Raw genomic sequence first — 26473 nt, 5'->3', positions numbered from 1 at the left:
GCTGAATATGGTCGGTGGCTCGTCGTTTAGACGTCGTGGAGACGTTGCTGAGTAGTTGCTACGTAAGGCTCGCTGTAGGTCGGAACTAACTGGGATTAGACCGGGAATAGACATTGAATCTGATTACTAAACTTCATCAAACTGAATCCCTCGCGTTGCGCCTGTTGGTTGGCGCCCTGTTGTTGGTCCTCGCTTTCGCCGGCGGTTTCGCCGTGTCCGCGTCGAAGACCGTGACGTTGACCGTGGATGGCACGTCGATCAAGGTCTCGACGATGAAGTCGCGGGTGATCGACATCATCGAAGAGAACGGCTTCTCCGTCGACGAGCGCGACGACCTGTACCCAGCGGGCGATGTGACCGTCGGAGACGCCGACACCATCGTGTTGCGGCGCAGTCGGCCGTTGGAGATCACCCTGGACGGCCAGAACTCGCGGCAGGTGTGGACCACCGCCTCCACCGTGGACGAGGCACTGGCGCAGCTGGCCATGACCGACACCGCGCCGGCTGCCGCTTCCCGTGCCAGCCGCGTTCCGCTGGCGGGCATGGCGCTGCCGGTGGTGAGCGCCAAGACGGTCCAAATCGATGACGGCGGTGTGATCCGCACCGTGCACCTACCGGCGCCCAATGTGGCCGGGCTGCTGGATGCGGCCGGCGCACCGCTGGAGGACAGCGACCAGGTGGTGCCCGCTCCGGCCGCCCCGGTGGTCGACGGAATGCAGATCAGGGTCACCCGCAACCGCATCGAGCGGGTCACCGAGCGCATGCCGCTGCCGCCGCCGGCGCGCCGCATCGAGGACCCGGAGATGAACATGAGCCGCGAGGTCGTTGAAGACCCGGGCGTCCCAGGCACTCAGGACGTCACGTTCGCGGTGGCACAGGTCAACGGTGTGGAGACTGGTCGCCTGCCGATCGCCAACACGGTGGTGACACCCGCCCGTGAAGCCGTGCTGCGGGTCGGCACCAAGCCGGGCACCGAGGTGCCCCCCGTCAGCGACGGAAGCATCTGGGACTCGCTCGCTGGCTGCGAAGCCGGTGGCAACTGGGCGATCAACACCGGAAACGGGTTCTTCGGCGGCGTGCAGTTCGACCAGGGGACCTGGGAAGCCAACGGCGGGTTGCGCTACGCGGCGCGCGCCGACCTGGCCACCCGCGAAGAGCAGATCGCCATCGCCGAAGTGACCCGGCAGCGCCAGGGCTGGGGCGCCTGGCCGGTGTGCAGTGGACGGGTGGGTGCGCGCTGACCGTCCGGCTACTCGGACGCACCGAGATCCGGCGGTTGGCCAGGGAGCTCGACTTCACGCCGCGCAAGTCGTTCGGACAGAACTTCGTGCACGACGCGAACACGGTGCGGCGAATCGTCGCTGCATCCGGTATCGATAAGTCCGATGTGGTTCTCGAGGTCGGACCGGGGCTGGGGTCTCTGACGTTGGCCCTGCTGGACCGGGGCGCATGGGTCGCCGCCGTCGAAATCGACCCGGTGCTGGCGCAGCGACTACCGCAGACCGTCGCCGAGCGCTCCGACAGCGAAGCCCAGCGTCTGAGCGTGCTGCAGCAAGATGTGCTGACGCTGCGCAACGAAGATCTCGCCCGGGCCTTGTCCGCTGCGCCGGCCCCCCAACCCACCTCAGTGGTGGCCAACCTGCCCTACAACGTCGCGGTTCCCGCGCTGCTGCATCTGCTGGCTGAGTTTCCCTCCATCCGCACCGTCACGGTGATGGTGCAGGCCGAGGTCGCCGAACGCCTGGCGGCCGTGCCCGGCGGCAAGGAATACGGCGTGCCCAGCGTCAAAATGAATTTCTACGGCCGGGTGCGTCGGTGCGGCACCGTCTCGCCGACTGTCTTCTGGCCCATTCCCCGCGTCTACTCCGGCCTGGTTCGCATCGACCGCTACGAGTCCTCCCCCTGGCCCACTGACGAGGCCTTCCGCACCGGTGTTTTCCAGTTGGTGGATATCGCTTTCGCCCAGCGCCGCAAGACTTCTCGCAACGCCTTCGTCGAATGGGCCGGTTCGGGCAACGAGTCGGCGAACCGGTTGCTCGCGGCCAGCATCGACCCCGCCCGACGTGGTGAGACGCTGTCCATCGAGGACTTCGTGCGGCTCTACCAGCGCTCGGGCGGGGCGGGCCCAGCCGCGAATACGGCGCAAGCCTCGGCCGGCTAGGGAACGGTTGAGGGCACAGCGAGGGTTGGCACGATAGTCTGCTGCGGTGGTCGAGGATGTCTGACGGCTCCACCGCCGAATTGTGGGTGCCCACCGGGTCGGTCACCGTTCGGGTGCCGGGAAAAGTCAACCTGTACCTGGCTGTCGGTGATCGCCGCGACGACGGGTACCACGAGCTGACGACGGTGTTCCACGCCGTCTCCCTGTTCGACGAAGTCACCGTCCGCAATGCCGACGTGCTCTCGCTGGAAAACGTCGGCGAGGGCGCGGACAAGCTGCCCACCGACAAGCGCAACCTCGCCTGGCGGGCGGCCGAATTGCTGGCCGAACACGTCGGCCGAGCTCCTGACGTCTCGATCCTGGTCGACAAGTCCATTCCGCTGGCCGGCGGCATGGCCGGCGGTAGCGCTGACGCGGCCGCGGTCCTGGTGGCGATGAACTCGCTGTGGGAACTCAACCTCCCTCGTCGCGACTTGCGCGCGATGGCCGCGCAGCTGGGCAGCGACGTGCCGTTCGCGCTGCACGGCGGCACCGCGCTGGGCACCGGCCGCGGCGAGGAACTGGCGACCGTGCTGTCGCGAAACACCTTCCACTGGGTGCTGGCGTTCGCCGACAGCGGGTTGCTGACCCCGGCGGTGTACGCCGAGCTGGACCGGCTCCGCGAGGTAGGGGATCCGCCCCGGCTGGACGAGCCGGGGCCGGTGCTGGCCGCTCTGGCCGCCGGCGATCCGCAGCAGCTGGCGCCGCTGCTGGGCAACGAGATGCAGGCGGCCGCCGTCAGCCTGGATCCGGCGTTGCGCCGGGCGCTGCGTGCGGGAGTGGACGCGGGCGCGCTGGCCGGCATCGTGTCCGGCTCCGGCCCGACCTGTGCGTTTCTGTGCGCCTCGGCCGACTCGGCTGTTGAAGTCGGCACTCAGCTTTCCGGCGCCGGCGTGTGCCGCACCGTGCGCGTCGCGGCTGGACCGGTACCGGGCGCGCGCGTCGTGCCCGCGCCCGCGACGGAGCCGTGACTGGTCTGTTGCGACTGTGACATCGAACTCATATCGTGTCACCGTTTGGCAGTTACTTAAGAGTTGCTTAAGATAATCCGCGGTGGCGAGTAGCGCTAAGAAAAGCTCATCACCAAATCGAGACCTAAACGCTCCCCAACGTGTACGCGCGCCTGCATCGAAGTGAGATCTGGCGGGTGGAACATAAATGCTCGGACCGTGGGGAAAGCGCTGGAACCGAGGAGGTTTGCGTGAGCCGGTTTACCGAGAAGATGTTCCGTAATGCCCGCACGGCGACGACGGGCATGGTCACCGGTGAACCTCACGAACCCGTCCGTCACACCTGGGGCGAAGTGCACGAGCGCGCGCGCTGTATCGCGGGCGGCTTGGCCGCCGCTGGCATCGGCCGCGGCGACGCCGTCGGCGTCCTGGCCGGTTTCCCGGTCGAAATTGCCCCCACCGCACAAGGCCTGTGGATGCGCGGCGCGAGCCTGACCATGCTGCACCAGCCCACCCCGCGTACCGACCTGGCCGTGTGGGCCGAGGACACCATGACCGTCATCGGCATGATCGAGGCCAAGGCCGTCGTGGTCTCCGAGCCGTTCATGGTGGCCATCCCCGTCCTCGAGGAAAAAGGCATCAAGGTTCTGACCGTCGCCGACCTGTTGGCCTCGGAGCCCGTCGACCCGGTCGAGGTCGGCGAGGACGATCTGGCGCTGATGCAGCTGACCTCGGGATCCACGGGTTCACCGAAAGCGGTCCAGATCACCCACCGCAACATCTACTCCAACGCCGAGGCGATGTTCATCGGCGCGGAGTACGACGTCGACAAAGACGTGATGGTCAGCTGGCTGCCCTGCTTCCACGACATGGGCATGGTGGGCTTTTTGACCATTCCGATGTTCTTCGGCGCGGAGCTGGTCAAGGTCACCCCGATGGACTTCCTGCGCGACACGCTGCTGTGGGCCAAGTTGATCGACAAGTACAAGGGCACCATGACCGCGGCGCCCAACTTCGCTTACGCGCTGCTGGCCAAGCGGTTGCGCCGGCAGGCCAAGCCCGGGCAGTTCGACTTGTCGACGCTGCGTTTTGCGCTGTCAGGCGCCGAGCCCGTCGAACCGGCTGACGTCGAGGACCTGCTGGACGCCGGCAAGCCGTTCGGCCTGCGCTCGTCGGCCATCCTGCCCGCTTACGGGATGGCCGAGACAACGCTGGCCGTGTCGTTCTCGAAGTGCAACTCGGGTCTGGTCGTCGACGAGGTCGACGCCGATCTGTTGGCCGCGCTGCGCCGGGCCGTTCCCGCCACCAAGGGCAACACCCGCCGGCTGGCCACCCTCGGGCCCCTGCTGAAGGATCTCGAGGCCCGCGTCGTCGACCAGGACGGCAATCTGATGCCATCCCGCGGCGTCGGGGTCATCGAGCTGCGCGGCGAGTCGCTGACGCCCGGCTACATCACGATGGGCGGTTTCTTGCCGGCTCAGGACGAGCACGGCTGGTATGACACCGGCGACCTCGGTTACCTCACCGACGACGGACACGTCGTGGTGTGTGGCCGCGTCAAGGACGTCATCATCATGGCCGGACGCAACGTCTACCCGACCGACATCGAGCGGGCCGCCGGCCGCGTCGAGGGTGTCCGCCCCGGCTGCGCGGTAGCCGTGCGCCTGGACGCCGGACATTCGCGTGAGTCGTTCGCCGTCGCCGTTGAATCGAATGCTTTCGAGGACCCGGCCGAGGTGCGTCGCATCGAGCACCAGGTGGCCCACGAGGTCGTCAAGGAGGTCGACGTGCGGCCACGCAACGTGGTGGTGCTCGGCCCCGGCACCATTCCGAAGACGCCGTCGGGCAAGCTGCGCCGCGCCAACTCGGTCACGCTCGTCACCTAGTTTCGCGAGCAGACGCAGAATCGCACAATTCCGACGGGATTCACGCGATTCTGCGTCTGCTCGGCGGGGTTAGACGGGCGCGCTACCAGGCGTGCACCTGGTTCTGGGCGGGCTCCAGCCCCAGCTCGATCAGCAATTCCGTTGCGTCAGCTGCTTGTTCACATATCGTGGGCACCTCTGCCCGCTCGGCCGCAGTAAAGGCCTCCAACACGAACGCCGCCGGGTCCTTACGTCCCGGCGGGCGGCCGATCCCGATGCGCACCCGGTGAAAGTCCTTGGTACCCAACGCGGAAGCCACCGAGCGCAGCCCGTTGTGGCCGCCTTCGCCACCGCCGAGCTTGAGCCGGATGCGGCCGAACTCCAGGTCGAGTTCGTCGTGGATGACGACGATGTCGGCCGGCGGCACCGAGTAGAACTTGGCCAGCGGGCCGAGCTGGCGGCCGGACTCGTTCATGTAGCAGCGCGGCTTGGCCAGCACCACCGACCTGCCGGCCAGCAGACCGGTGATCACTTCGGCACCGGAACGCTTGTGCGCCTTGAACTTTCCGCCCAGCCGGGCGGCAAGCACGTCGGCAACCATGAACCCGAGGTTGTGCCGGGTCCGGGCGTAGGTCTCGCCCGGATTGCCCAGGCCGACCACCAAAAGCGGTCCGGCCACGTCGCGCTACTCGGACTCGGTTTCGGCCTCGCCGGCCTCGCCGGTCGCGGCCTCTGCTTCGTCGGCTGCGCCCTCGGCGGCTTCGCCTTCCTCGCCCGCGCCCTCGTCCTCGAGGTCCGCGGCGGTCGGCGCCTGCACCACGTTGACCACCAGCAGCTCCGGGTCGGAGACCAAGCTGACGCCGGCGGGCAGTTCGATCTGCCCGGCGGTGAACTGGGTGCCGGGCTCGGCGCCCTCGACGGAAACCGTCAACTGCTCGGGAATCGACAGGGCCTCGGCCTCGATCTCGATGGCTGTGGCGTCCTGGGTGACCAGGGTGTCGGGCCCGGCCTCGCCCTCGACGATCACGTTGACCTCGACGGTGACCTTCTCGCCGCGCCGCACCACCAGCAGGTCGGCGTGCTGGATCGTGCGTCGGATCGGATGTATGTCGAGCGCCTTGGTCAGCGCGAGCTGCTCTTTGCCGGCGATGTCCAGGGTGAGCACCGCGTTGGTGCCGGAGTGACGCAGCACGGCCGCGAAGTCGTGTGCGGGCAACTCGAGGTGCTGTGGGTCGCTGCCGTGGCCGTAGAGGACGGCGGGAACCTTGCCGTCGCGGCGGGCCCGGCGGGATGCGCCTTTGCCGGTCTCGGTACGCACGGTGACGGTCAATTGGTTAACAGCGGTCTTATTAGCCATGTGTCGCTCCTGTGGTTTAGGCACGGCCAGGATCGCGACAGAATGCCGGTCTCCGTCGATAACGGTGCTGGTCAATGACCAGCCACCCTCGCCGTGACGCCCGGCCAGGTTAGCGCATCAGCGCCGTGGAGCGGAAATTGCGCAGTTCTGGGGGGCCGTTGATTCTGCGGCTATGGCGCAAAAGTTCGAGTGGGCCGCACCGCTGACGCAGGATTGGGCACCGTCAGAGTGGAAATTCGGTGTCGGTGAGCTGCTGCGACAACTCCCAAAGTGCGGCGGCGGTCGCCGGGTCCTGGGCGGCCCGGCTGCGGCCTACCGGTTGGGTGCGGCCGACGTAGCCGAAACGGGGACCGACGAAGGTGTTGCCGGGTAGGTCCTGAGACGCCGCATACAACGTTTGCCGGGCGCCGAAATCGGCGTTGGTGGCGACCAGTCGGGTGGCGGCCGAGACGACGGCGTCGCCGAACTTGCGCCCCGAAGCGCCCTGCAGGTTGGTATGCGAGTAGCCAGGGTGGGCCGCCAACGCCCGCAGCGGAGAACCGGCCGTATCGAGGCGACGCTGCAGTTCACTGGTGAAGAGCAGGTTAGCGAGCTTGGACTGGCTGTAGGCCAGCCACGGCGAGTAGCGGCGCGATGTGTAGCTGAGGTCGGCCAGGTTGATCCGACCGGGCCAGTGCGCCATCGAGGAGACGGTGACGACGCGGTCGCGAAGTTTCGGAAGCAGCAGGTTGGTCAGCGCGAAGTGCCCGAGGTGGTTGGTGCCGATCTGGCTCTCGAATCCTTCGACGGTCAACGAATACGGCGCGGCCATGATGCCGGCGTTGTTGATCAGAATGTCGGCATCCTCGACGCCGGCGGCGAAGCGCCGCACCGACGACAGATCCTGCAGGTCGAGCTGACGGACGTCGATCTCGCCGCTCATCTCTGCGGCAACCGCGGCACCCTTGTCGGTGTTGCGGACGGCCATGATGATCCTGGCGCCCCGCCCGGCCAACTCGCGGGCCGTTATCGCGCCCAGGCCGCCGTTGGCGCCGGTGATGACGACGGTGCGTCCGGCGAAGGAGGGAAGATCTGCTGCTGTCCAGTCGGTCATAGCTCTAGTTTCCGGTGTCGAACTCCAGGGGGACGCTCAGGGGTCCGGCTGATGTCGAGCCGTTCCGGGTCGTCGTACGCCTCCGGGTCGCGATTGGCCGAGGCGGTGTTCGCCAGCACCAGCGTGCCCGCCGGGATGCGGACCTGCTCACGCAGGGGAAGTGCGCGGTTGCGCGGATGTAATCCGCGTTGTTGGCCGCGATGCTGGCTACCATGAGCCAACACGTGGAGCTGAACTGGAGCGAGCTGGGGTTGAGCGAGCTGCTACCGACCGGGACGGTGACGTTGCTGCTAGCCGACGTCGAAGGGTCGACGCGGTTGTGGGAGACCCAGCCCGAGCAGATGACCGCCGCACTGGCCCTGTTGAACCGCACCGTCGACGAGACCGTTGCCGCCTATGGCGGGGTGCGTCCGGTGGAGCAGGGCGAAGGCGACAGCTTCGTGGTCGCGTTCGCTCGGGCCAGCGACGCGGTGGGGTGTGCGCTGACGTTGCAGCGCGCTCCGTTGGCGCCGATCCGGATTCGAATTGGGTTGCATACCGGCGAGATTCAGTTGCGTGATGAGGGCAACTATGCGGGGCCGACGATCAACCGCACCGCGCGGATCAGGGACTTGGCGCATGGTGGTCAGACGGTGCTGTCGGGAGTGACCGAGTCGTTGGTGGCAGATCGGCTCCCCGAGGGGGTGTGGCTGAGCGACTTGGGTAGTTATCCCCTCAAGGGTGTGACGCGTCCGGAGCGGGTGGTGCAGTTGTGCCACCCGGATCTGCGCAACGAGTTCCCGCCGTTGCGGGTGCGCAGTGCTGTTGTCTCACACAATCTTCCGGCACAGCTGACGAGTTTCGTTGGGCGCCAGGCCGAAATGGCTGAGTTGCGTCTGCTGGTGTCCGAGAACCGCTTGGTGACGTTGACGGGTGCGGGGGGAGCTGGTAAGACCCGGCTGGCGGTCGAAGTGGCCGGCCAGTTAACCGCCGAATTCTGCGAGGGGATTTGGTACGTCGATTTGGCGCCGATCACCAATCCCGCGGTCGTCCCGGTGACAGTCGCGCGCACGTTGGGTCTGCCCGATCAGCCTGGTCGCTCCACGATGGATTTACTGCTCTCGTTCTTCGGTGCGAAGAGAATGTTTCTGGTGCTGGACAATTGTGAGCACCTGCTCGATGCCTCGGGGGCCATGGTTGTGGAATTGCTCGGCGCCTGCCCGAATTTGACCATTCTGACGACCAGCCGTGAGCCACTGGGGCTGCCGGGCGAACTGAGCTGGCGAGTCCCGTCATTGCCGGTCGCCGGCGAAGCTGTGGAGTTGTTCGCCGATCGTGCTCGCCGGGCGCGGCCGGAATTTGCTGTAAGCGAAGACAATTCGCCACTAGCTCAGGATATCTGTGAGCGGCTCGATGGCATGCCGTTGGCGATTGAACTGGCCGCAGCGCGGGTGCGGGCGTTGTCGTTGCAGCAGATTCTGGACAGTCTGCACGACCGGTTCCGGTTACTGACCGGGGGAGCGCGGACCGCGGTGCGGCGCCAGCAGACCCTTCGGGCATCGGTGGATTGGTCGCATGCGCTGTTGACCGAGCCCGAACAAGTCTTGTTCCGGCGGCTGGCCGTCTTCGCGGCCGGTTTCGACCTCGACGCCGCCCAAGCCGTCGGGGTCGAGAACGACGTGGAGCTTTACCAACTCGTTGATCAGCTAAGCCTGTTGGTGGACAAATCTTTGGTGGTCGCCACCGAGACCGGCACCGGTATGCGCTATCGCATGTTGGAGACCGTGCGCCAATACGCGCAGGAAAAGCTCGGTGAGTCCGGCGAGGCCGACCAGGTCCGCAACCGTCATCGCGACTACTACACGGCCACGGCCGTCGGCCTGCATGCACAGAGTCCCCGCCTCGATGATCGCTTGGTGCAATGGGCCGGAACCGAAATCGAGAATTTGCGGGCCGCATTCGCCTGGAGTCGGGAGAATGCGGAACCCGGGACAGCCCTTCGGCTACTTTCCTCCTTGCACAGGTTCTGGATAAGAAGTGGGCGAATACGCGAAGCCCTTGCCGGCTTCGACGACGCATTGAAAGAGCAGGCGGCGATCGAACCGGCGGTATGGGTGCATGCGCTGACTGATCGCTGCGACCTGGCCGCCTGGGCCGGACTGCCAACAGATCTGAGCCGAGCGCAGGAGGCATTGAGTCAAGCGCGACAGCTGCGAGATCCAACACTCATCATCCATGCTCTCGTGGCTTGCGGGATGGGAGCTCTCGACAACTCCGAGGTCGGCCAGCCCTACCTCACCGAGGCGATCGAACTCGCTCGCGCCCGCGACGACCGTTGGAGTTTGAGCGTAATTTTCGCTTACCAAGCCGCCATGTACGTATACGCAGGAGAGCCGGTGGCGGCGGTCGCTGTCGCGGAAGAAAGCGCGAATCTCGCTGAGGCGTTAGGTGATTCGTTCGCCTCCTACGGTTCTCGGGTCTGGTTGGGGGCCGCACTGGGGCTGCTCGGGCGCCTGCCTGCCGCGACGGAGCTACTGCGAGGGTTGGTCGACGAGACACGCGCTGCCGAAGCTGTCACCTTGACCGTCTTTGCGCAGGTGACGTACACCAATGTGCTTGCCTACCAGGGCGAGGCAGCTGCGGCCGACAAAGCAGCGCGTTCGGCGCTGGCAGATGCGGAGGCGATAGGCGGGTTTTATGGAGATGCGGTGTACGGAGTGTGGGCGAACGCCGCCCTGGCAGCGGGCGACACCCACGCGGCCGTGCAGGCAGCACAAGAATGCCGGAGCCGTACAGTCCCGGTCCGGGATGCATTTCTGAGGACCTTCAACCCACTAGCCGAGGCCTCGCTGGCATCGGGAGATCTGACTGCCGCCCGTAGCTGGGCCGACGACACCGTTGCGGCGACATTCGGTGGCCACCAGGGCATTGCATTGTCGGCGCGCGCCATGATTGCACTAGCGCAAAACCAGCCGGACCAAGCCGAGCGAGACGGGCATGAAGCCCTCACCATCGCCGCGCGTACTCACACATACTTCCGAGTGCCCGACGTCTTGGAATGTTTGGCTCGGTTGGCGGCCGACCAGGGCAACCACCCATATGCGGCGCGCTTGCTGGGTTGCCCCCACGGCGTGCGGGAACGCACGTGCCAAGCGCGCTTGCCCATGTATCAAGCCGGTTATGAATCGACGGTGACAGGAGTTCGGGAAGTACTGGGTGAGAACGTCTTTGACGCCACATGGGCCGAAGGTGCCGCGTTGTCGACCGAAGACGCGATCGCCTACGCCCAACGCGGTCGAGGCGAACGCAAACGGCCCGCTTCCGGTTGGAGTTCTTTGACCCCGATGGAGCTCGACGTGGTGCGACTAGTTTCAGATGGCCTGGGCAACAGAGAAATTGGTGCGCGGTTGTTCATTTCACCGCGCACCGTGCAAAGCCACCTGACGCACGTGTACGCGAAGCTGGGCCTGACGTCGCGCGTGCAACTGGTGCAGGAGGCCGGTCGCCACTAGTGCTCGCGCCTACTTGCGGGCCACCACGAACCCGCGGATGATCGCCTCGACGTCGTTGCTCTCCGACACGGCCTGATCGGCCAGGCTGGTGATGATCAACTGCACCAGGTAGCGCTGGTTTGCCGGCGGGGCACTAGTCGGCAGCACCACCCGGTTCCAACTGCGCATCCGCGCGCTCTTGAGCTCATAGGTTCCTTGCACCATCGACGAGGGGAAACCATTGAAATCGGCCATGGAGGCGTCGAGTTGGTGAAAGCCTTGCGGCAGATCAGCATTGGCGTGCTTGATCGCTTCGGCCGGCTTGAACTGCCCGCGAAGTCGGAAGACCACCAGCAATGCCGCCGGGTAGTTGTCGCCTTTGGAGATCATGACCGCCTTGGACCCCTTCGGGTCACCGGCGCGCGGTTTCCAGCCCGCAGGGGTTGGGATCGACACCGTCAGGTCGGTCAGCTCGCTCGGCGCCACCGACTCTCCGAGGACCCCTTCGCCTTCCAGGTATTTGGACAGCGGGACGGGTGGCTCGGTCGGTTCCGGTGAAGTGCTGGTTGTCGACGACGTGGTCCAGATCGATTGATAGTCAGCGGTTTTCGGACCGCATGCCACGGAAGACAACGTCAACGCGGCCACCCCGAACGCAGCGGCACAAGCGCGTAGAACTCTGAGCGTCACAGAATTTCGCGCACCGTGTCGATCGGGCGGGCCAACCGGGTGCCCTTCGACGTGACCACGAAAGGCCGCTCGATCAAGATGGGGTGTTGGGCCATCGCGTCCAGCAACTCGTCATCGCTCGCGTCGGCCAGCCCGAGTTCGTCGTACAGGGACTCGCGCTTACGCACGGCGGCACGGACCTCGATGCCGGCGTCGTCGATCATGCGCACCAGTTCGTCACGGGAAGGCGGCGTCTTCAGATATTGAACGACCTCAGGCTCCAAACCGTTGTCCCGCAACAAGTCCAGCGTCTTGCGCGACGTACTGCACTTGGGGTTGTGGTAGATGACCGCGTCCGAAGCCATCTACGCGTCCCCGTCGAATAGCCCTGTGACCGAACCGTTTTCGAAAACCGCACGTATCGTGCTGGCCAACAACGGTGCAATCGACAGGACGGTCAGCTGCGGGAAGCGCTTCTCCTCGCCGATCGGCAACGTGTTGGTCACGATCACTTCGCGCGCACCGCAACCGGCCAGTCGTTCGGCGGCTGGATCGGACAGCACGCCATGGGTGGCGGCGATGATCACGTCCTTGGCGCCGTCGTCGTGCAACAGCTTGACCGCTCCGGCGATGGTGCCGCCGGTGTCGATCATGTCGTCGATCAGCACACAGGTGAGTCCGGCCACCTCGCCGACCACGCGGTTGGACACCACCTGGTTGGGCACCCGCGGGTCCCGGGTTTTGTGGATGAAGGCCAGCGGCACACCGCCGAGGGAGTCCGCCCACTTCTCGGCGATGCGGACCCGCCCGGAGTCGGGGGAGACCACGACCATGTTGCTGTCGGGATAGTTGTCGCGGATGTAGCCGGTCAGCAGGTTCTGGCCGCGCATGTGGTCCACCGGCCCGTCGAAGAAGCCCTGGATCTGATCGGTGTGCAGGTCGACTGTGACGATGCGGTCGGCGCCGGCGGTCTTGAGCAGGTCGGCCACCAGCCGTGCCGAAATGGGTTCGCGGCCGCGGTGCTTCTTGTCCTGACGGGCGTAGGGGTAGAACGGCATGACGGCGGTGATCCGCTTGGCGCTACCACGCTTGAGCGCGTCGATCATGATCAGCTGTTCCATCAGCCAGCGGTTGACCGGCGCCGGCGCCGACTGCAAGACGAACGCATCGCACCCGCGCACCGATTCGTGAAAGCGGACGAAGATCTCGCCGTTGGCGAACTCCCGCGCCGTCTGGGCGGTGACGTGCACGTCGAGCTCTTTGGCTACTTGCTCGGCCAGCTCCGGGTGGGCGCGGCCGCTGAACAGCATCAGATTTTTGCGATTATCGGTCCAGTCGTGGCTCACCGGGCTGCCCTTGCCGTGTCGGGATCTGAAAGGAAGGCACCATCGTACGATGGCGAAGCGCCTGGTTCTGCGTTCGGGTTATACCCAGGTTGTGTCACGGCGTCTGATCTGATTCCGCCGCGGCCTTCTGCGCCGCCTCTGCTGCTGCCGTCTGGGGCCGCTTGCGCTGTACCCAATCTTCGATGTTGCGCTGCGGGCCGGCCGACACGGCCAACGCACCCGGCGGGACGTCCTCGCGAACCACGGTTCCGGCGCCGGTGTACGCGCCGTCGCCCACGGTGACCGGCGCGACGAACATGGTGTCGGAACCGGTGCGCACGTGTGAGCCGATGGTGGTGCGTCGTTTGGTGACGCCGTCGTAGTTGACGAACACGCTGGACGCGCCGATGTTGCTGTGCTCGCCGATATCGGCGTCCCCGACGTAGGTCAGGTGCGGCACTTTGGTCCCGGTGCCGATGTTGGAGTTCTTGGTTTCGACGAACGCGCCCAGCTTGCCGTCGTCGCCCAGCACGGTGCCGGGCCGCAGGAAGGTGAAGGGGCCGACGGTGGCGCCGGCGCCGATGGTCGACGACGTGCCATGGGTGCGGCACACCGTGGCGCTGTCGCCGACGTTGACGTCGGTCAGCGTGGTGTCCGGTCCGACGACACAGCGGCCACCGATCTGGGTGCGTCCTAATAGTTGGGTGCCCGGGTGGATGACGGTGTCGCGGCCGATGGTGACGTCCACGTCGATCCAGGTGCTCGTCGGATCGATCACGGTGACACCGGCCAACTGATGGGCAGCCACGATGCGGCGGTTGAGTTCGGCGCCCAGTTCGGCAAGCTGGACGCGGTTGTTGACGCCCGCTACGACCGCGCTGTCGTCGATGTGGCGGGCGCTGACGGTGTGGCCGTCGCGGCGCAGGATCGAGATGACGTCGGTGAGGTAGAGCTCCTGCTGGGCGTTGTTGGAGCTCAGTCGGCCCAGTGCCGAGCGCAGTGGGGCGATGTCGAATGCGTATACGCCGGTGTTGACCTCGCGGATCCCTCGTTGCGAGGCCGTCGCGTCGGTCTGCTCGACGATCGCCATCACCTCGTCGTCCTGGGTGCGCAGGATGCGGCCGTAGCCGTGTGGGTCGCCCAGCGTGGTGGTCAGCACGGTCACCGCTGCCTCGGTGGTGCTGTGGGTGGCGGTCAGGTCGGCCAGCGTGTCGGCGTCCAGTAGTGGGGTGTCGCCCGCGGCGACTACGACGATGCCCGCGAAATCCTGCGGCAGGGCCGACAGGCCACTGAGTACGGCATGTCCGGTGCCCAGCGGTTGATCCTGCAGGGCGACGTCGATAGTGCGGCCCAGGTCGTTGGCCAACTCGGCGACCAGTGGGGAGATGCGCTCGTGATCATGGCCCAGCACGACGATCAGGTGCTGCGGCGCCAGCTTGGTCATCGCGTGCAGCGAATGCGACAGCATGCTGCGGCCGCCGAGGGTGTGCAGCACCTTGGGGGTGTCGGACCGCATCCGGGTGCCGGGCCCGGCCGCCAAGACCAGGACCGCGGTGTCACCACGAAACGTCATCAACTCCTCCTCTTACCCCGCTGAGCGTGCATGTCTGCACGTCGACACGCCGTCAAGATTGACATTTTGTGGACGCTCGCTGCAAAAAGACCGCCGCTGTAGCTCCGTCGCCAGGACTCGAACCTGAACTATCTGAACCAAAATCAGAGGTGCTGCCGATTACACCACGACGGATCGTTCATCAGCGGCTCGGAAGCCGCCCATGAGACTTTAGTCCGACTCCGCTATCGGCCGCGCGCGGCGGGAGGCGGTCGAGTCCTTTGCCCCGCTATCGGCCGCTTGCGGCGGGAGGCAGTTGAGTGTGCATCGTCGGCTTTCTGTGTGCAACCAGGGTTGGAAAATCGCGAAATTTCCGCCCTGGGCGCACACTCGACGCGGCGGGCGCACACTCGACGCCCTGGACGCACACTCGACGCGGTAAACGCCCACTCGAAGCCGCAAACGCACACTGGCTGCCGATACGCTGAGGGACGTGGCCGCACCGGAGAGAAGCCCGGACAAGGACAGGGATAAGGACAGGGAAGCGCGGACCCCGCGCGCCCGGATGACCGGTAGCGAGCGCAGACATCAGCTCATCGGTATCGCCCGATCGCTATTCGCCGAACGAGGCTACGACGGCACCTCGATCGAAGAGATCGCCCAACGCGCCAACGTGTCCAAGCCCGTCGTCTACGAACATTTCGGCGGGAAAGAGGGTCTCTACGCCGTCGTGGTCGACCGGGAGATGTCGGCGCTGCTCGACGGCATCACGTCCTCGTTGACCAACAATCGGTCCCGGGTCCGCGTCGAACGGGTCGCGCTGGCGTTGCTCACCTACGTCGAAGAACGCACCGACGGCTTCCGCATCATGATTCGTGACTCGCCCGCCGCTATCAGTTCAGGCACCTATTCCAGCCTGCTCAACGATGCCGTCAGCCAGGTCAGCTCCATCCTGGCCGGTGACTTCGCCCGACGCGGCCTGGACCCGGGCCTGGCGCCGCTGTATGCCCAGGCGCTGGTGGGCTCGGTGTCGATGACCGCGCAGTGGTGGCTGGACACCCGGGAACCCAAGAAAGAAGTTGTGGCCGCGCACCTGGTCAACCTGATGTGGAACGGCCTGACTCACTTGGAAGCCGACCCGCAGCTGCAGGACGAATAGCCTCCGGCGCAAGAACTTCGCAAGTGCCCGCTGTTGTGATCGGTAGCAGCATGGGCGCGATCCACTTGCTGGGTGGCGACCCGCACGGGACCAGCCAGGAAAGGAACCACCATGAACCGGTCAATCCCCGCTATCAAGGCAGCAATGCTGGGGTTAGCAACAACAGCCTTGCTGTGGGGCGGCGCCGAACTAGGCGCGCCTATCGCCCAGGCCGAGCAAGGGAACTGCCCGCGTTTGCAAGCCTGCACCACCTGGTGCCCCGGCGATCCCAACCCGGCCGGGCGGCCCGTCCCCTGGGACGGGGGCGTCTGCCACGACTACTACTGGGACTCCTATGGCGTGCATGACGTGGGCACCGGAGCCTTCTACTCCTGGGCCAACATGCCCTGGTAGCTCCCACCGCAGCCATTGACTCTGCGTCTGGGGCGGAAAAGTTCGAGTAGGTCGCGCCCGCAGCGCAGAATCAACGCTCGAACGGCCGCCCCTAGAATGGCGAGATCATGACCGCACCGGGGGCTGCACGCCCAGATTCCCCGATCGCGGGGCTCGTCGAATTGGCGCTGAGCGCACCAACTTTCCAACAGCTCATCGAGCGTGCCTCCGATCGTCCAGACCAATTGCCGCTGGTCGGCCCAGCCAGCGCGCGACTTTTCGTGGCCAGTGCACTGGCCCAGCAGGGCCCGTTACTGGTGGTCACCGCCACCGGTAGAGAAGCTGACGACCTGAGCGCCGAGCTGCGGGGTGTCTACGGCGACGCCGTCGCCGCCTTCCCGTCCTGGGAGACGCTGCCGCACGAGCGGCTCTCGCCCGGCATCGACACCGTCGGCACCCGAATGATGGTGTTGCGCCGGCTGGCCCATCCCGACGACGCCCGCCTGGGTCCGCCGCTGCGGGTGGTGGTGACGGCGGTGCGCTCATTGCTGCAACCGATGGCGCCGCAACTGGGCCTGCTCGAGCCCCTGACGCTGACCGTCGGTGACGAGGCGCCCTTCGAAGAGGTGGTCCAGCGGCTTGTCGAGCTGGCCTACAGCCGAGTAGACATGGTCGGCCGACGTGGCGAGTTCGCCGTACGTGGCGGCATTCTGGACGTCTTCGCCCCGACCGCCGAGCACCCGGTGCGGGTCGAGTTCTGGGGCGACGAGATCACCGAGATGCGGATGTTCTCGGTTGCCGACCAACGGTCCATCCCGGAAATCGACGTCGACACGCTGGTCGCGGTCGCCTGCCGGGAACTGCTGCTCACCCCCGATGTGAGAGCGCGTGCGGGCGTACTCGCAGGACAACACCCAGTCTCCGAGAACACGGTGACCGGCAGCATCGTCGACATGCTGGCCAAGCTGGCCGAGGGGATCCCGGTCGACGGCATGGAAGCGCTGCTACCCGTCTTAAGGCCGGAAGATCACGCTTTGCTGACTGATCAGCTCGCCGACGGAACGCCGGTGCTGGTGTGCGACCCGGAAAAGGTGCGCACCCGCGCCGCCGACCTGATCAAGACCGGCCGGGAGTTCCTGGAGGCGTCGTGGTCGGTGGCGGCCCTGGGTACCGACGCTCCCGTCGACGTCGAGCAGCTGGGCGGTTCGGGCTTCGCCGAACTGGACGAGGTGCGGGCCGCGGCCGCCGCGAGCGGGCATCCGTGCTGGACGCTGAGTCAGCTGTCCGACGAGTCGGCCGTCGAGCTGGACATCCGGTCCGCGCCGTCCGCGCGAGGGCATCAGCACGATATCGACGGCATCTTCGCCATGCTGCGGGCACACGTCGCCACCGGCGGCTACGCCGCAATGGTTGCGCCCGGCACCGGAACCGCACATCGCGTGGTGGAGCGCCTCGCCGAATCCGACATTCCCGCAGGGATGCTCGAACCTGGCCAAGCGCCCAAGGCCGGCGTGGTAGGCGTGCTCAAGGGTCCGCTGCACGACGGGGTCGTGATACCGGGCGCCAACCTGGTCGTGATTACCGAGGCAGACCTAACCGGCAGTCGCGCCACCGCTGTCGAGGGCAAGCGGCTCGCGGCCAAACGGCGCAATACCGTGGACCCGCTGGCGCTGAACGCCGGCGACCTGGTGGTGCACGACCAACACGGCATCGGCCGGTTCGTGGAGATGGTCGAACGCACCGTCGGTGGTGCCCGACGCGAGTACCTGGTGCTCGAGTACGCGTCGAGCAAACGCGGTCAGCAGGCCGACAAGCTTTATGTCCCGATGGACTCGCTGGATCAGCTGTCCAGGTATGTCGGCGGCCAGGCGCCCGCGCTGAGCAAGCTCGGCGGCAGTGACTGGACCAACACCAAGACCAAGGCGCGGCGCGCGGTGCGCGAGATCGCCGGAGAATTGGTGGCGCTATACGCCAAGCGGCAGGCCAGCCCCGGTCACGCGTTCGCGCCCGACACGCCCTGGCAGGCCGAAATGGAGGACGCGTTCGGCTTCACCGAGACAATGGACCAGCTCACCGCGATCACCGAGGTCAAGTCGGACATGGAGAAGCCGATCCCGATGGACCGGGTGATCTGCGGCGATGTCGGCTATGGCAAGACCGAGATTGCGGTGCGGGCGGCTTTCAAGGCTGTCCAGGACGGCAAACAGGTCGCTGTGCTGGTGCCCACAACCCTGCTTGCCGACCAGCATCTGCAGACCTTCACCGACCGGATGGCCGGGTTCCCGGTGACGGTGAAGGGACTGTCCCGGTTCACCGACCCGGCCGAATCACGCGCGGTGGTCGACGGCATGGCCGACGGTTCGGTGGACGTGGTGATCGGTACGCACCGGCTGCTGCAGACCGGGGTGCGTTGGAAGGATCTGGGGCTCGTCGTCATCGACGAGGAGCAACGGTTCGGCGTCGAGCACAAAGAACACATCAAGGCGTTGCGCACCCACGTCGACGTATTAACCATGAGCGCCACTCCGATTCCGCGAACCCTGGAGATGAGCCTGGCCGGCATCCGGGAGATGTCGACCATCCTGACCCCGCCCGAAGAGCGCTATCCGGTGCTGACCTACGTCGGCCCGCACGACGATAAGCAAATTGCGGCAGCGCTGCGCCGGGAGCTGATGCGCGACGGGCAGGCCTTCTATGTGCATAACCGGGTCAGTTCGATCGACCAGGCTGCCGCGCGGGTGAAAGTGCTGGTGCCCGAGGCGCGAGTGGTCGTCGCGCACGGGCAGATGCCCGAGGACCTGCTGGAGACCACCGTCCAAGGTTTCTGGAACCGCGAATACGACATCCTGGTGTGCACCACGATTGTGGAAACCGGTCTGGACATCTCCAACGCCAACACGCTGATCGTCGAGCGTGCCGACACGTTCGGTCTCTCCCAGCTGCATCAGTTGCGCGGGCGGGTGGGCCGTAGTCGAGAACGCGGCTACGCGTACTTCCTGTATCCGCCGCAGACGCCGCTGACCGAGACTGCCTATGACCGCTTGGCGACCATCGCGCAGAACAACGAGCTGGGCGCGGGCATGGCGGTCGCGATGAAGGACCTCGAGATTCGCGGCGCCGGCAACGTGCTGGGCGTCGAACAATCCGGGCACGTCGCCGGCGTCGGCTTTGACCTGTATGTGCGGCTGGTCGGCGAGGCCGTCGAGGCCTACCGGGCGGCGGCTGACGGTCAGACGGTGACCACGCCTGAGGAGTCGAAGGACGTGCGCATCGACCTCCCGGTCGATGCGCACCTGCCGCCGGACTACATCGCTAGTGACCGGCTGCGATTGGAGGGCTATCGGCGGTTGGCCGCCGCGACGGGCGACAGCGACATCGCGGCCGTGGTCGAGGAGCTGATCGACCGTTATGGGCCGCTACCCGAGCCCGCCGAGCGGCTGGTGGCGGTGGCGCGGCTACGACTGTTGTGCCGAGCTTCCGGGATTACCGAGGTCAGTGCCGTGTCGGCGACGACGGTTCGGCTTTCGCCGTTGACGTTGCCCGATTCCGCGCAGGTACGCCTTGCGCGGATGTATCCCGGCGGAAGGTACCGCGCGACGACGTCGACGGTGCAGGTGCCCATTCCGCGGGCCGGCGGCATCGGCGCCGGACACATCCGCGACGTCGAGTTGGTGCAGATGGTGGCTGATCTGGTGACTGCGCTCGCTGGTAAACCGCAGCAAGATATTGGTATACAGAGCCCCGACGACGCGGCCAGGCCCACGTCGAGTAAGGAGCGGCAAGCTTGATGATTGTCGTCCTCGTCGACCCCCGCCGCCCGGCACTGGTGCCCATCGAAGCGATCGAGCTGCTCAGCGGCCGTGTGCAATACACCGAGGAGATGCCGATCGCGGTGCCCTGGTCGCTGCCCGACGCGCATCCGGCGCACACGGGGGAGGACGCTCCGGTTTTGCTGTCGTCGGATCCCAACCACCCGGCCGTCACCGCACGGTTGGCCGCTGGGGCGCGCCTGATCTCGGCGCCCGCGGGTCAGCGTGGGGAGCGATTGATCGATGCGGTGGCAATGATGGACAAACTTCGCACCGCGGGACCGTGGGAGAGCGAGCAGACCCACGACTCGCTGCGCAGATACCTGCTGGAAGAGACCTACGAGTTGCTGGATGCCGTGCACAGCGGCAACGTCGACCAACTGCGTGAAGAACTCGGCGACTTGCTGCTGCAGGTGCTTTTCCACGCGCGTATCGCCGAAGACGCGGCGCTGCTTCCGTTCACCATCGACGACGTCGCCGACACCCTGATCCGCAAACTCGGCAACCGAGTGCCCGGAGTTCTTGCGGGCCAATCGATTTCGCTGGAAGATCAGTTAGCTCAGTGGGAGGAAGCCAAGGCCGCGGAGAGGTTGGCGAAGGCCCGGGGATCGGTCCTGGACGACGTTCATACCGGACAGCCCGCACTGGCGTTGGCGCAGAAGGTGATTCAACGTGTCCAGCACGCTGGGCTGCCCGCGGAGCTGATACCCGTCGAACTCAGCACGATCACGCTTTCAGCGGAAGTCGATGCGGAAAACACGTTACGCGCAGCAGTTTTGGACTTCGTGGAGACGGTTCGGGGGGTGGAGAAAGCGATCGCTGCCACGCGTCGAGGCGACAGAGTCGCCGAGGAGCTTGATGTGACGCCGCTCGGGTTCGTCACCGAGGACGAGTGGCGCGCTCACTGGCCGCTTGGTGAGCTGGCCACCAATGAGCAGCCCGAACCGCAGCAGCCGGAAGCCGCAGCCGAGCCGGTTGAGGTTCCCAAGGAGTCCCGGCCGAAGAAACGCAAGGGCCGACGCTAGCGGCGATGTTTGCGGTGACTCAGGGGTTTTCCACATACATGCTGTTGAGACGCCATTAAGAAGCTGTAATCGATCTCAAATATATGTGCTGGAAGGCGCACTCGAGGGGCCACTCATCAAACACATGGGACGATGTTTGAGGCCGAACGGGATTAGAGGCCGCATGGGGAGACCAACAGGGAGAGTTTGTGTCGCCGAGACGCTGGTTGCGCGCGGTCGCCGTGATAGGGGCGACCGCGATGCTGTTGGCGTCAAGTTGCACCTGGCAACTCAGTCTTTTCATTCCTGAGGGGGTGCCGCCGCCGGCGGGGGATCCGGTGCCTCCGGTGGACACGCACGCGGTGGGTCGGCCCGCTGACCAGTTGCGCGAGTGGGCCGAGCAGCGCGCCCCTAAGTTGGAGATGCCCGTCATCGCATTGGAGGCCTACGCCTACGCCGCTCGCGTCGCCGAGGTGGAAAACCCGAAGTGCAATATCGCGTGGACGACGCTGGCGGGTATCGGGCAGGTCGAGAGCCATAACGGCACTTACCGTGGCGCGACAATAGAGGCCAACGGGGATGTGCGGCCCCCCATCCGCGGTGTTCGACTCGACGGAACCGGTGACACGCTGCGCATCGTGGACACAGACGCGGGTGTGCTGGACGGCGACGACGGCGTCGAGCGGGCGATGGGGCCCATGCAGTTCATTTCGGAGACCTGGCGTTTGTATGGTGTCGACGCCAACAACGACGGCGTCGCCAGCCCGGACAACATCGATGATGCAGCGCTCTCGGCCGCAGGTTATTTGTGCTGGCGTGGAAAGGATCTCGCGACGCCGCGTGGCTGGATCACGGCGCTGCGTGCCTACAACAACTCCGGCGTCTACGCGCGGGCGGTTCGGGACTGGGCGACCGCCTACGCGGCGGGTCATCCGCTGTAGCAGGATGATCCGGAAGCCCAGGCTTTAGGCTGAAGGCTGCCAGGACACGAAGGAGAATCCAGTGCCGATTATCGAGCAGGTCGGAGCCCGCGAGATCCTCGACTCCCGCGGCAACCCGACCGTCGAAGTCGAAGTTGCCCTGATCGACGGGACATTCGCCCGCGCGGCGGTACCGTCCGGCGCTTCGACCGGCGAGCACGAAGCGGTCGAACTGCGCGACGGTGGGGATCGTTACGGCGGCAAAGGGGTCAAGAAGGCCGTTCAGGCCGTGCTGGACGAGATCGGCCCGGCGGTCATCGGGCTCAACGCTGACGACCAGCGTCTGGTCGACCAGGCGCTGGTAGACCTTGACGGCACGCCCGACAAATCGCGACTCGGAGCCAACGCCATCCTGGGCGTCTCGCTGGCGGTCGCGAAGGCGGCCGCGGACTCGGCGGCGCTGCCACTGTTCCGTTACCTCGGCGGACCCAACGCGCACATCCTGCCGGTGCCGATGCTGAACATCCTCAACGGTGGCGCGCACGCCGACACCGGTGTTGATGTCCAGGAATTCATGGTGGCTCCGATTGGTGCGCCGAGCTTCAGCGAGTCGTTGCGCTGGGGCGCCGAGGTCTACCACGCGCTGAAGTCGGTATTGAAGAAGCAGGGGCTGTCCACCGGCTTGGGCGACGAGGGCGGTTTTGCCCCGGATGTCGCCGGAACCACCGCCGCGCTGGATTTGATCGGCCGCGCCATCGAGTCGGCTGGCCTTCGGCTGGGCGCCGACGTCGCGCTGGCCCTGGACGTCGCCGCGACCGAGTTCTACACCGACGGGACGGGATACAGCTTCGAGGGCTCGACGCGCACCGCCGAGCAGATGGCTGAGTTCTACGCTGGGTTGCTCGGCTCCTACCCGCTGGTCTCCATCGAAGACCCGCTATCCGAGGACGATTGGGACGGCTGGTCCGCGTTGACCGCAGCGATCGGTGACCGGGTGCAGATCGTGGGTGACGATCTGTTCGTCACCAATCCTGAACGCCTCGAAGAAGGTATCGAGCGTGGTGCGGCAAATGCGTTGCTGGTCAAGGTGAATCAGATCGGCACGTTGACCGAGACGCTCGACGCGGTTGCGCTGGCGCACCACAGTGGATATCGCACGATGATGAGCCACCGCAGTGGGGAGACCGAAGACACGACGATCGCCGATCTGGCGGTGGCGGTGGGTAGCGGTCAGATCAAGACCGGCGCCCCGGCGCGCAGTGAACGCGTCGCCAAGTACAACCAACTGCTGCGGATTGAAGAGGCGCTGGGAGATGCGGCCCGGTACGCCGGTGATCTGGCGTTCCCACGGTTTGCGGTGGACGCGAAGTAGCTTGCCCGCCAAGCCCGATCCGAAGCGTCGCTCCCCGGCCTCACGGCCGGGGAAGCCCGGCGATTCGGCTCGGGGCCGTCGCGGAAGCGGTTCGGCGCAGTCACATTTCAAGCCGCTTTCCAAACCCGCGTCCAAGCCGCACTCCAAGCCTGCGCAGACCGCGCCCGATGATTCGCGTCACACGAACTCGCTGCAGGAACATGTCGTCGAACCGATCAAGCGGTCGTTCACGGAGTCTGTTGAGCAGCGGTCCGATCAGCGGCTGGGCTTTACCGCGCGACGCGCAGCCATTCTGGCCGCGGTGGTATGCGTGCTGACGTTGACCATTGCCGGGCCGGTGCGTACTTACTTTGCCCAGCGCACTGAGATGGCCCAGTTGTCCGCGACGGAGGCCGCCCTGCGCCACCAGATCGGGGAACTGGAACAGCGCAAGGGACAACTGGCCGATCCGGCGTACATCGCTGCCCAGGCGCGCGAGCGGCTCGGCTTTGTTAAGCCCGGGGACATTCCGTTCCAGGTGCAGCTGCCCCCGTCGGCTGCGGTGGCTCCGCAACCCGGCAGTGAGGCGGCAACCCAGGGCAAGAACGAACCCTGGTACACGTCGCTGTGGCACACCATCGCCGATGCGCCGCACCTGCCGCCAGCAGCGACACCCGCACCGGCGCCGCCGAGTCCGACGGCTCCCGGTGGTTGATCGCGTCGACTTGGAGGCGGTGGCGCGCCAGCTTGGCCGTGAACCACGCGGGGTGCTCGAAATCGCCTACCGATGTCCCAACGGGGAACCCGCGGTCGTGAAGACCGCGCCGAAACTCCCTGACGGAACGCCCTTTCCGACGTTGTACTACCTGACGCATCCGGTGCTCACCGCTGCTGCAAGCAGACTGGAGACCACCGGGCTGATGCGTGAGATGACCGAAAGGTTGGGTTACGAACCGGATTTGGCCGACGCCTATCGGCGGGCGCATGAGTCGTATCTGGCCGAGCGTGATTCGATCGAGCCGTTGGGGACCACGTTTTCTGGTGGCGGGATGCCGGACCGGGTCAAATGCCTGCATGTGCTGATCGCCCATTCGTTGGCCAAGGGCCCGGGAGTGAACCCGTTCGGGGACGAGGCGTTGGCATTGTTGGCAGACGAACCGGGTACGGCCCCTTTGGTTGGGGGTGGATGGGTGTGAGTCGGCTGGCCGGAATTGACTGCGGTACCAACTCAATTCGCTTGTTGATCGCTGACGTCGTCGATGGCCGGTTGCATGATGTGCACCGGGAGATGCGGATCGTGCGGTTGGGTCAGGGCGTCGACGCCACGGGACAATTCGCTGTCGACGCGATTGCCCGTACCCGGGTTGCGTTGCTCGACTACGCCGAACTGCTTCGCGCGCACGGCGTCGAGCGGGTGCGGATGGTCGCCACCTCCGCGACTCGCGACGCGGCCAACCGTGATGTTTTCTTTGCGATGACCGCAGAGGTGTTGGGGTCGGTTATTGCCGGGTCGGTTGCCGGGGTGATCAGCGGCGCGGAGGAGGCTGAGCTTTCGTTCCGGGGGTCTGTTGGTGAATTGGGTAGTGCCGGTGCGCCTTTCGTCGTGGTAGACCTGGGTGGTGGTTCGACGGAGATCGTGTTGGGCAAGGCCGGCGACGAGGTGGTGGCGAGTTTCTCGGCCGATATCGGTTGCGTCAGGTTGACCGAGCGTTGCCTGCACTCGGATCCGCCGACGACGTCGGAGATCGACGCGGCGCGCGCAGTGGTGCGAGAGCGACTCGGGGAGGCGCTGCGGGTGGTGCCTGTAGAGGGGGCTCGGACCTGGGTCGGGCTGGCTGGGACGATGACCACGCTGTCGGCGTTGGCGCACAATATGACGACGTATGATGCTGGGGTTATTCATCTTTCACGTGTGCCGCGTAATGAGTTGTCGGTGGTGTGCGATCGACTGATCGGCATGACCCGAGCCCAGCGTGCGGCATTGGGTCCAATGCATGAGGGCCGCGTCGATGTCATTGCCGGTGGGGCGATCGTGGTGCAAGAGTTGGCGCGTGAACTGTATGACCGTGCCGGAATATCGGAGCTGATCGTTAGCGAGCACGACATCCTGGATGGGATTGTGTTGTCAATTGCGCAGTGACTGACGGTGGTTGAGCGCCTCGAGTCTCGCCGCCCGATGCCTACGCCGCCCGATGCCGCCGCGCCCCCGCTGAGGTGTGTGTGCAGTTGCCCGGCTCTGCGCGACAACTTGGGCTTGCAGCGTGTGGTTGGTCGCGTGGGCTGCGGTGGCCGGTGGGGGACATATACATTTTTGCCCGGCTCTGCGCGACAACTCGATGCCCACCGCAATCTGCCCCACGACACCAGACCTGGCGCCCGTCGCACCACCGGAGGGAGGGAGGCATATACATTTTTGCCCGGCTCTGCGCGACAAGCTAATCCCAACTGCCTTTGAGGTCAGTCCTATTCAGAGCTCGCGCCGCTGCGCGCAACGCCAACACACGGTCGCGGATTCGGTACTCGGTACCGCGCGGCATGTAACCCGGTCCGTACCGGCCTCGCCCGATATGACATACGCGCCCTCGGGCAACCTCCCAACGAAGCGCATCAGAGATAGCCTTCGATACCCTTCCTTTGACGCAAAAGCCGTGATAGTCAAGGGTTTCGATCAGATCGTTGATGGTCGCCGGACCGTGCAGCGCCATGTGCCAGGTGAGCACGTATCGAAGCTCGGTTCCACGTAATCGCAGACTCATGGCCGAACCATGGCACGGCACCGGAGTGCCCGCCAGTCACTTGTTAGTTACCGCTGGAAGTTGTCGCGCAGAGCCGGGCAAAAATGTATATGTCCCCCACCGGCCACCGCAGCCCACGCGACCAACCACACGCCGCAACCCCAAGTTGTCGCGCAGAGCCGGGCAAAAATGTATATGTCCCCCACCGGCCACCGCAGCCCACGCGACCAACCACACGCCGCAACCCCAAGTTGTCGCGCAGAGCCGGGCAAAAGTGTATATGTCCCCCACCGGCCACCGCAGCCCACGCGACCAACCACACGCCGCAACCCCAAGTTGTCGCGCAGAGCCGGGCAAAAATGTATATGTCCCCCACCGGCCACCGCAGCCCACGCGACCAACCTCACGCCGCATCCCCAAGTTGTCGCGCAGAGCCGGGCAAATATGTATATGTCCCCCACCGGCCACCGCAGCCCACGCGACCAACCACACGCCGCAACCCCAAGTTGTCGCGCAGAGCCGGGCAAAAATGTATATGCCTCCCTCCGGTGGTGCGACGGGCGCCGGGTCTGGTGTCGTGGGGCAGATTGCGGTGGGCATCGAGTTGTCGCGCAGAGCCGGGCAAAAATGTATATGTCCCCC

Annotated in this window: 22 protein-coding genes and 1 tRNA gene; 14 read left to right on the top strand and 9 right to left on the bottom strand. The window is 65.8% G+C overall.

Going from position 1 to position 26473, the window contains the following annotated elements:
- The first annotated feature begins 113 nt into the window (after positions 1–113).
- The 4 genes from A5634_RS22170 (at position 114) to A5634_RS22155 (ending at position 5036) form a co-directional block, all read left to right on the top strand.
- Positions 114–1241 carry a resuscitation-promoting factor gene (locus tag A5634_RS22170; RefSeq protein ID WP_065146180.1) on the top strand — a complete coding sequence of 376 codons (1128 nt, stop codon included), beginning with the start codon at positions 114–116 and terminating at the stop codon, positions 1239–1241.
- The gene (gene rsmA / locus A5634_RS22165) at positions 1214–2161 is read left to right on the top strand and encodes a 16S rRNA (adenine(1518)-N(6)/adenine(1519)-N(6))-dimethyltransferase RsmA (protein WP_155769659.1); all 948 of its coding nucleotides are present in this window, start codon (positions 1214–1216) and stop codon (positions 2159–2161) included. Before A5634_RS22170 ends, rsmA begins: the two co-directional genes overlap by 28 nt.
- 56 nt (positions 2162–2217) lie before the next feature.
- Positions 2218–3171, top strand: a complete 954-nt coding sequence (locus A5634_RS22160) for a 4-(cytidine 5'-diphospho)-2-C-methyl-D-erythritol kinase (RefSeq protein WP_065146178.1) — start codon at positions 2218–2220, stop codon at positions 3169–3171.
- 230 nt (positions 3172–3401) lie between these two features.
- On the top strand, positions 3402–5036 hold the full coding sequence (locus tag A5634_RS22155) for a fatty acyl-AMP ligase (protein WP_065146195.1): 1635 nt from the start codon (positions 3402–3404) through the stop codon (positions 5034–5036).
- Between the two features lie 82 nt (positions 5037–5118).
- On the opposite strand, the gene pth is transcribed toward A5634_RS22155, so the two are convergent.
- From pth to A5634_RS22140, 3 genes are all read right to left on the bottom strand, one after another.
- On the bottom strand, positions 5119–5694 hold the full coding sequence (gene pth / locus A5634_RS22150; protein ID WP_065146177.1) for an aminoacyl-tRNA hydrolase: 576 nt from the start codon (positions 5692–5694) through the stop codon (positions 5119–5121).
- A gap of 6 nt (positions 5695–5700) precedes the next feature.
- Entirely contained in the window at positions 5701–6372 is a 672-nt protein-coding gene (locus A5634_RS22145; protein WP_065146176.1) for a 50S ribosomal protein L25/general stress protein Ctc, read from the bottom strand.
- 223 nt (positions 6373–6595) lie between these two features.
- Positions 6596–7465 carry an oxidoreductase gene (locus tag A5634_RS22140; protein WP_065146175.1) on the bottom strand — a complete coding sequence of 290 codons (870 nt, stop codon included), beginning with the start codon at positions 7463–7465 and terminating at the stop codon, positions 6596–6598.
- Between the two features lie 212 nt (positions 7466–7677).
- Here A5634_RS22140 and A5634_RS22135 point away from each other — a divergent pair, with 212 nt between their 5' ends.
- The gene (locus tag A5634_RS22135) at positions 7678–10956 is read left to right on the top strand and encodes a helix-turn-helix transcriptional regulator (RefSeq protein ID WP_155769657.1); all 3279 of its coding nucleotides are present in this window, start codon (positions 7678–7680) and stop codon (positions 10954–10956) included.
- Between the two features lie 9 nt (positions 10957–10965).
- Here the strand turns inward: A5634_RS22135 and A5634_RS22130 are convergent, their stop codons facing one another.
- The 5 genes from A5634_RS22130 to A5634_RS22110 all read right to left on the bottom strand — a co-directional run bounded on the left by A5634_RS22130 (position 10966) and on the right by A5634_RS22110 (position 14676).
- Positions 10966–11625, bottom strand: a complete 660-nt coding sequence (locus A5634_RS22130; RefSeq protein WP_065146173.1) for an LpqN/LpqT family lipoprotein — start codon at positions 11623–11625, stop codon at positions 10966–10968.
- The gene (gene arsC, locus A5634_RS22125; protein WP_065146172.1) at positions 11622–11969 is read right to left on the bottom strand and encodes an arsenate reductase (glutaredoxin); all 348 of its coding nucleotides are present in this window, start codon (positions 11967–11969) and stop codon (positions 11622–11624) included. The genes A5634_RS22130 and arsC overlap by 4 nt, the downstream gene beginning before the upstream one ends.
- Positions 11970–12950: a ribose-phosphate diphosphokinase gene (locus A5634_RS22120; protein WP_065146171.1), complete on the bottom strand. Its 981-nt coding sequence runs from the start codon at positions 12948–12950 to the stop codon at positions 11970–11972.
- Between the two features lie 94 nt (positions 12951–13044).
- Positions 13045–14502: a bifunctional UDP-N-acetylglucosamine diphosphorylase/glucosamine-1-phosphate N-acetyltransferase GlmU gene (gene glmU / locus A5634_RS22115; RefSeq protein WP_065146170.1), complete on the bottom strand. Its 1458-nt coding sequence runs from the start codon at positions 14500–14502 to the stop codon at positions 13045–13047.
- Positions 14503–14604: 102 nt separating this feature from the next.
- Positions 14605–14676: transfer RNA gene (locus A5634_RS22110), tRNA-Gln, on the bottom strand.
- Between the two features lie 370 nt (positions 14677–15046).
- On the opposite strand from A5634_RS22110, the gene A5634_RS22105 reads away from it, so the two are divergent.
- From A5634_RS22105 to A5634_RS22065, 9 genes are all read left to right on the top strand, one after another.
- The gene (locus A5634_RS22105) at positions 15047–15640 is read left to right on the top strand and encodes a TetR/AcrR family transcriptional regulator (protein ID WP_065146169.1); all 594 of its coding nucleotides are present in this window, start codon (positions 15047–15049) and stop codon (positions 15638–15640) included.
- A gap of 111 nt (positions 15641–15751) precedes the next feature.
- Complete coding sequence (locus tag A5634_RS22100) at positions 15752–16033, top strand: hypothetical protein (RefSeq protein WP_155769656.1); 282 nt, start codon at positions 15752–15754, stop codon at positions 16031–16033.
- A gap of 107 nt (positions 16034–16140) precedes the next feature.
- On the top strand, positions 16141–19800 hold the full coding sequence (mfd, locus tag A5634_RS22095; RefSeq protein ID WP_065146167.1) for a transcription-repair coupling factor: 3660 nt from the start codon (positions 16141–16143) through the stop codon (positions 19798–19800).
- On the top strand, positions 19800–20846 hold the full coding sequence (locus A5634_RS22090) for a nucleoside triphosphate pyrophosphohydrolase (RefSeq protein WP_065146166.1): 1047 nt from the start codon (positions 19800–19802) through the stop codon (positions 20844–20846). Before mfd ends, A5634_RS22090 begins: the two co-directional genes overlap by 1 nt.
- A 188-nt stretch (positions 20847–21034) precedes the next feature.
- Entirely contained in the window at positions 21035–21766 is a 732-nt protein-coding gene (locus A5634_RS22085) for a lytic transglycosylase domain-containing protein (protein ID WP_065146165.1), read from the top strand.
- A gap of 61 nt (positions 21767–21827) precedes the next feature.
- Positions 21828–23117, top strand: coding sequence for a phosphopyruvate hydratase (gene eno, locus A5634_RS22080; RefSeq protein ID WP_065146164.1), 1290 nt, complete (start codon positions 21828–21830; stop codon positions 23115–23117).
- A 1-nt stretch (position 23118) separates the two neighbouring features.
- Entirely contained in the window at positions 23119–23811 is a 693-nt protein-coding gene (locus A5634_RS22075) for an FtsB family cell division protein (protein ID WP_065146163.1), read from the top strand.
- Positions 23804–24292 (top strand): DUF501 domain-containing protein, encoded by a 489-nt coding sequence (locus tag A5634_RS22070; protein WP_065146162.1) that lies wholly within the window; start codon positions 23804–23806, stop codon positions 24290–24292. The genes A5634_RS22075 and A5634_RS22070 overlap by 8 nt, the downstream gene beginning before the upstream one ends.
- A complete protein-coding gene (locus A5634_RS22065) occupies positions 24283–25236 on the top strand; it encodes a Ppx/GppA phosphatase family protein (RefSeq protein WP_065146161.1) in 954 nt (317 codons plus the stop codon). Before A5634_RS22070 ends, A5634_RS22065 begins: the two co-directional genes overlap by 10 nt.
- A 295-nt stretch (positions 25237–25531) precedes the next feature.
- Here A5634_RS22065 and A5634_RS27645 read toward each other — a convergent pair whose 3' ends face one another.
- On the bottom strand, positions 25532–25852 hold the full coding sequence (locus A5634_RS27645) for a hypothetical protein (RefSeq protein ID WP_081290586.1): 321 nt from the start codon (positions 25850–25852) through the stop codon (positions 25532–25534).
- Positions 25853–26473: the final 621 nt, after the last annotated feature.

Origin of the sequence: Mycobacterium asiaticum (assembly GCF_001673365.1) — a bacterium.
GTDB classification, from domain to species: Bacteria; Actinomycetota; Actinomycetes; order Mycobacteriales; family Mycobacteriaceae; genus Mycobacterium; species Mycobacterium asiaticum_A.
Note: the sequence above shows the minus strand (reverse complement) of the source record. Positions and strands in the feature narration are given on the sequence as shown.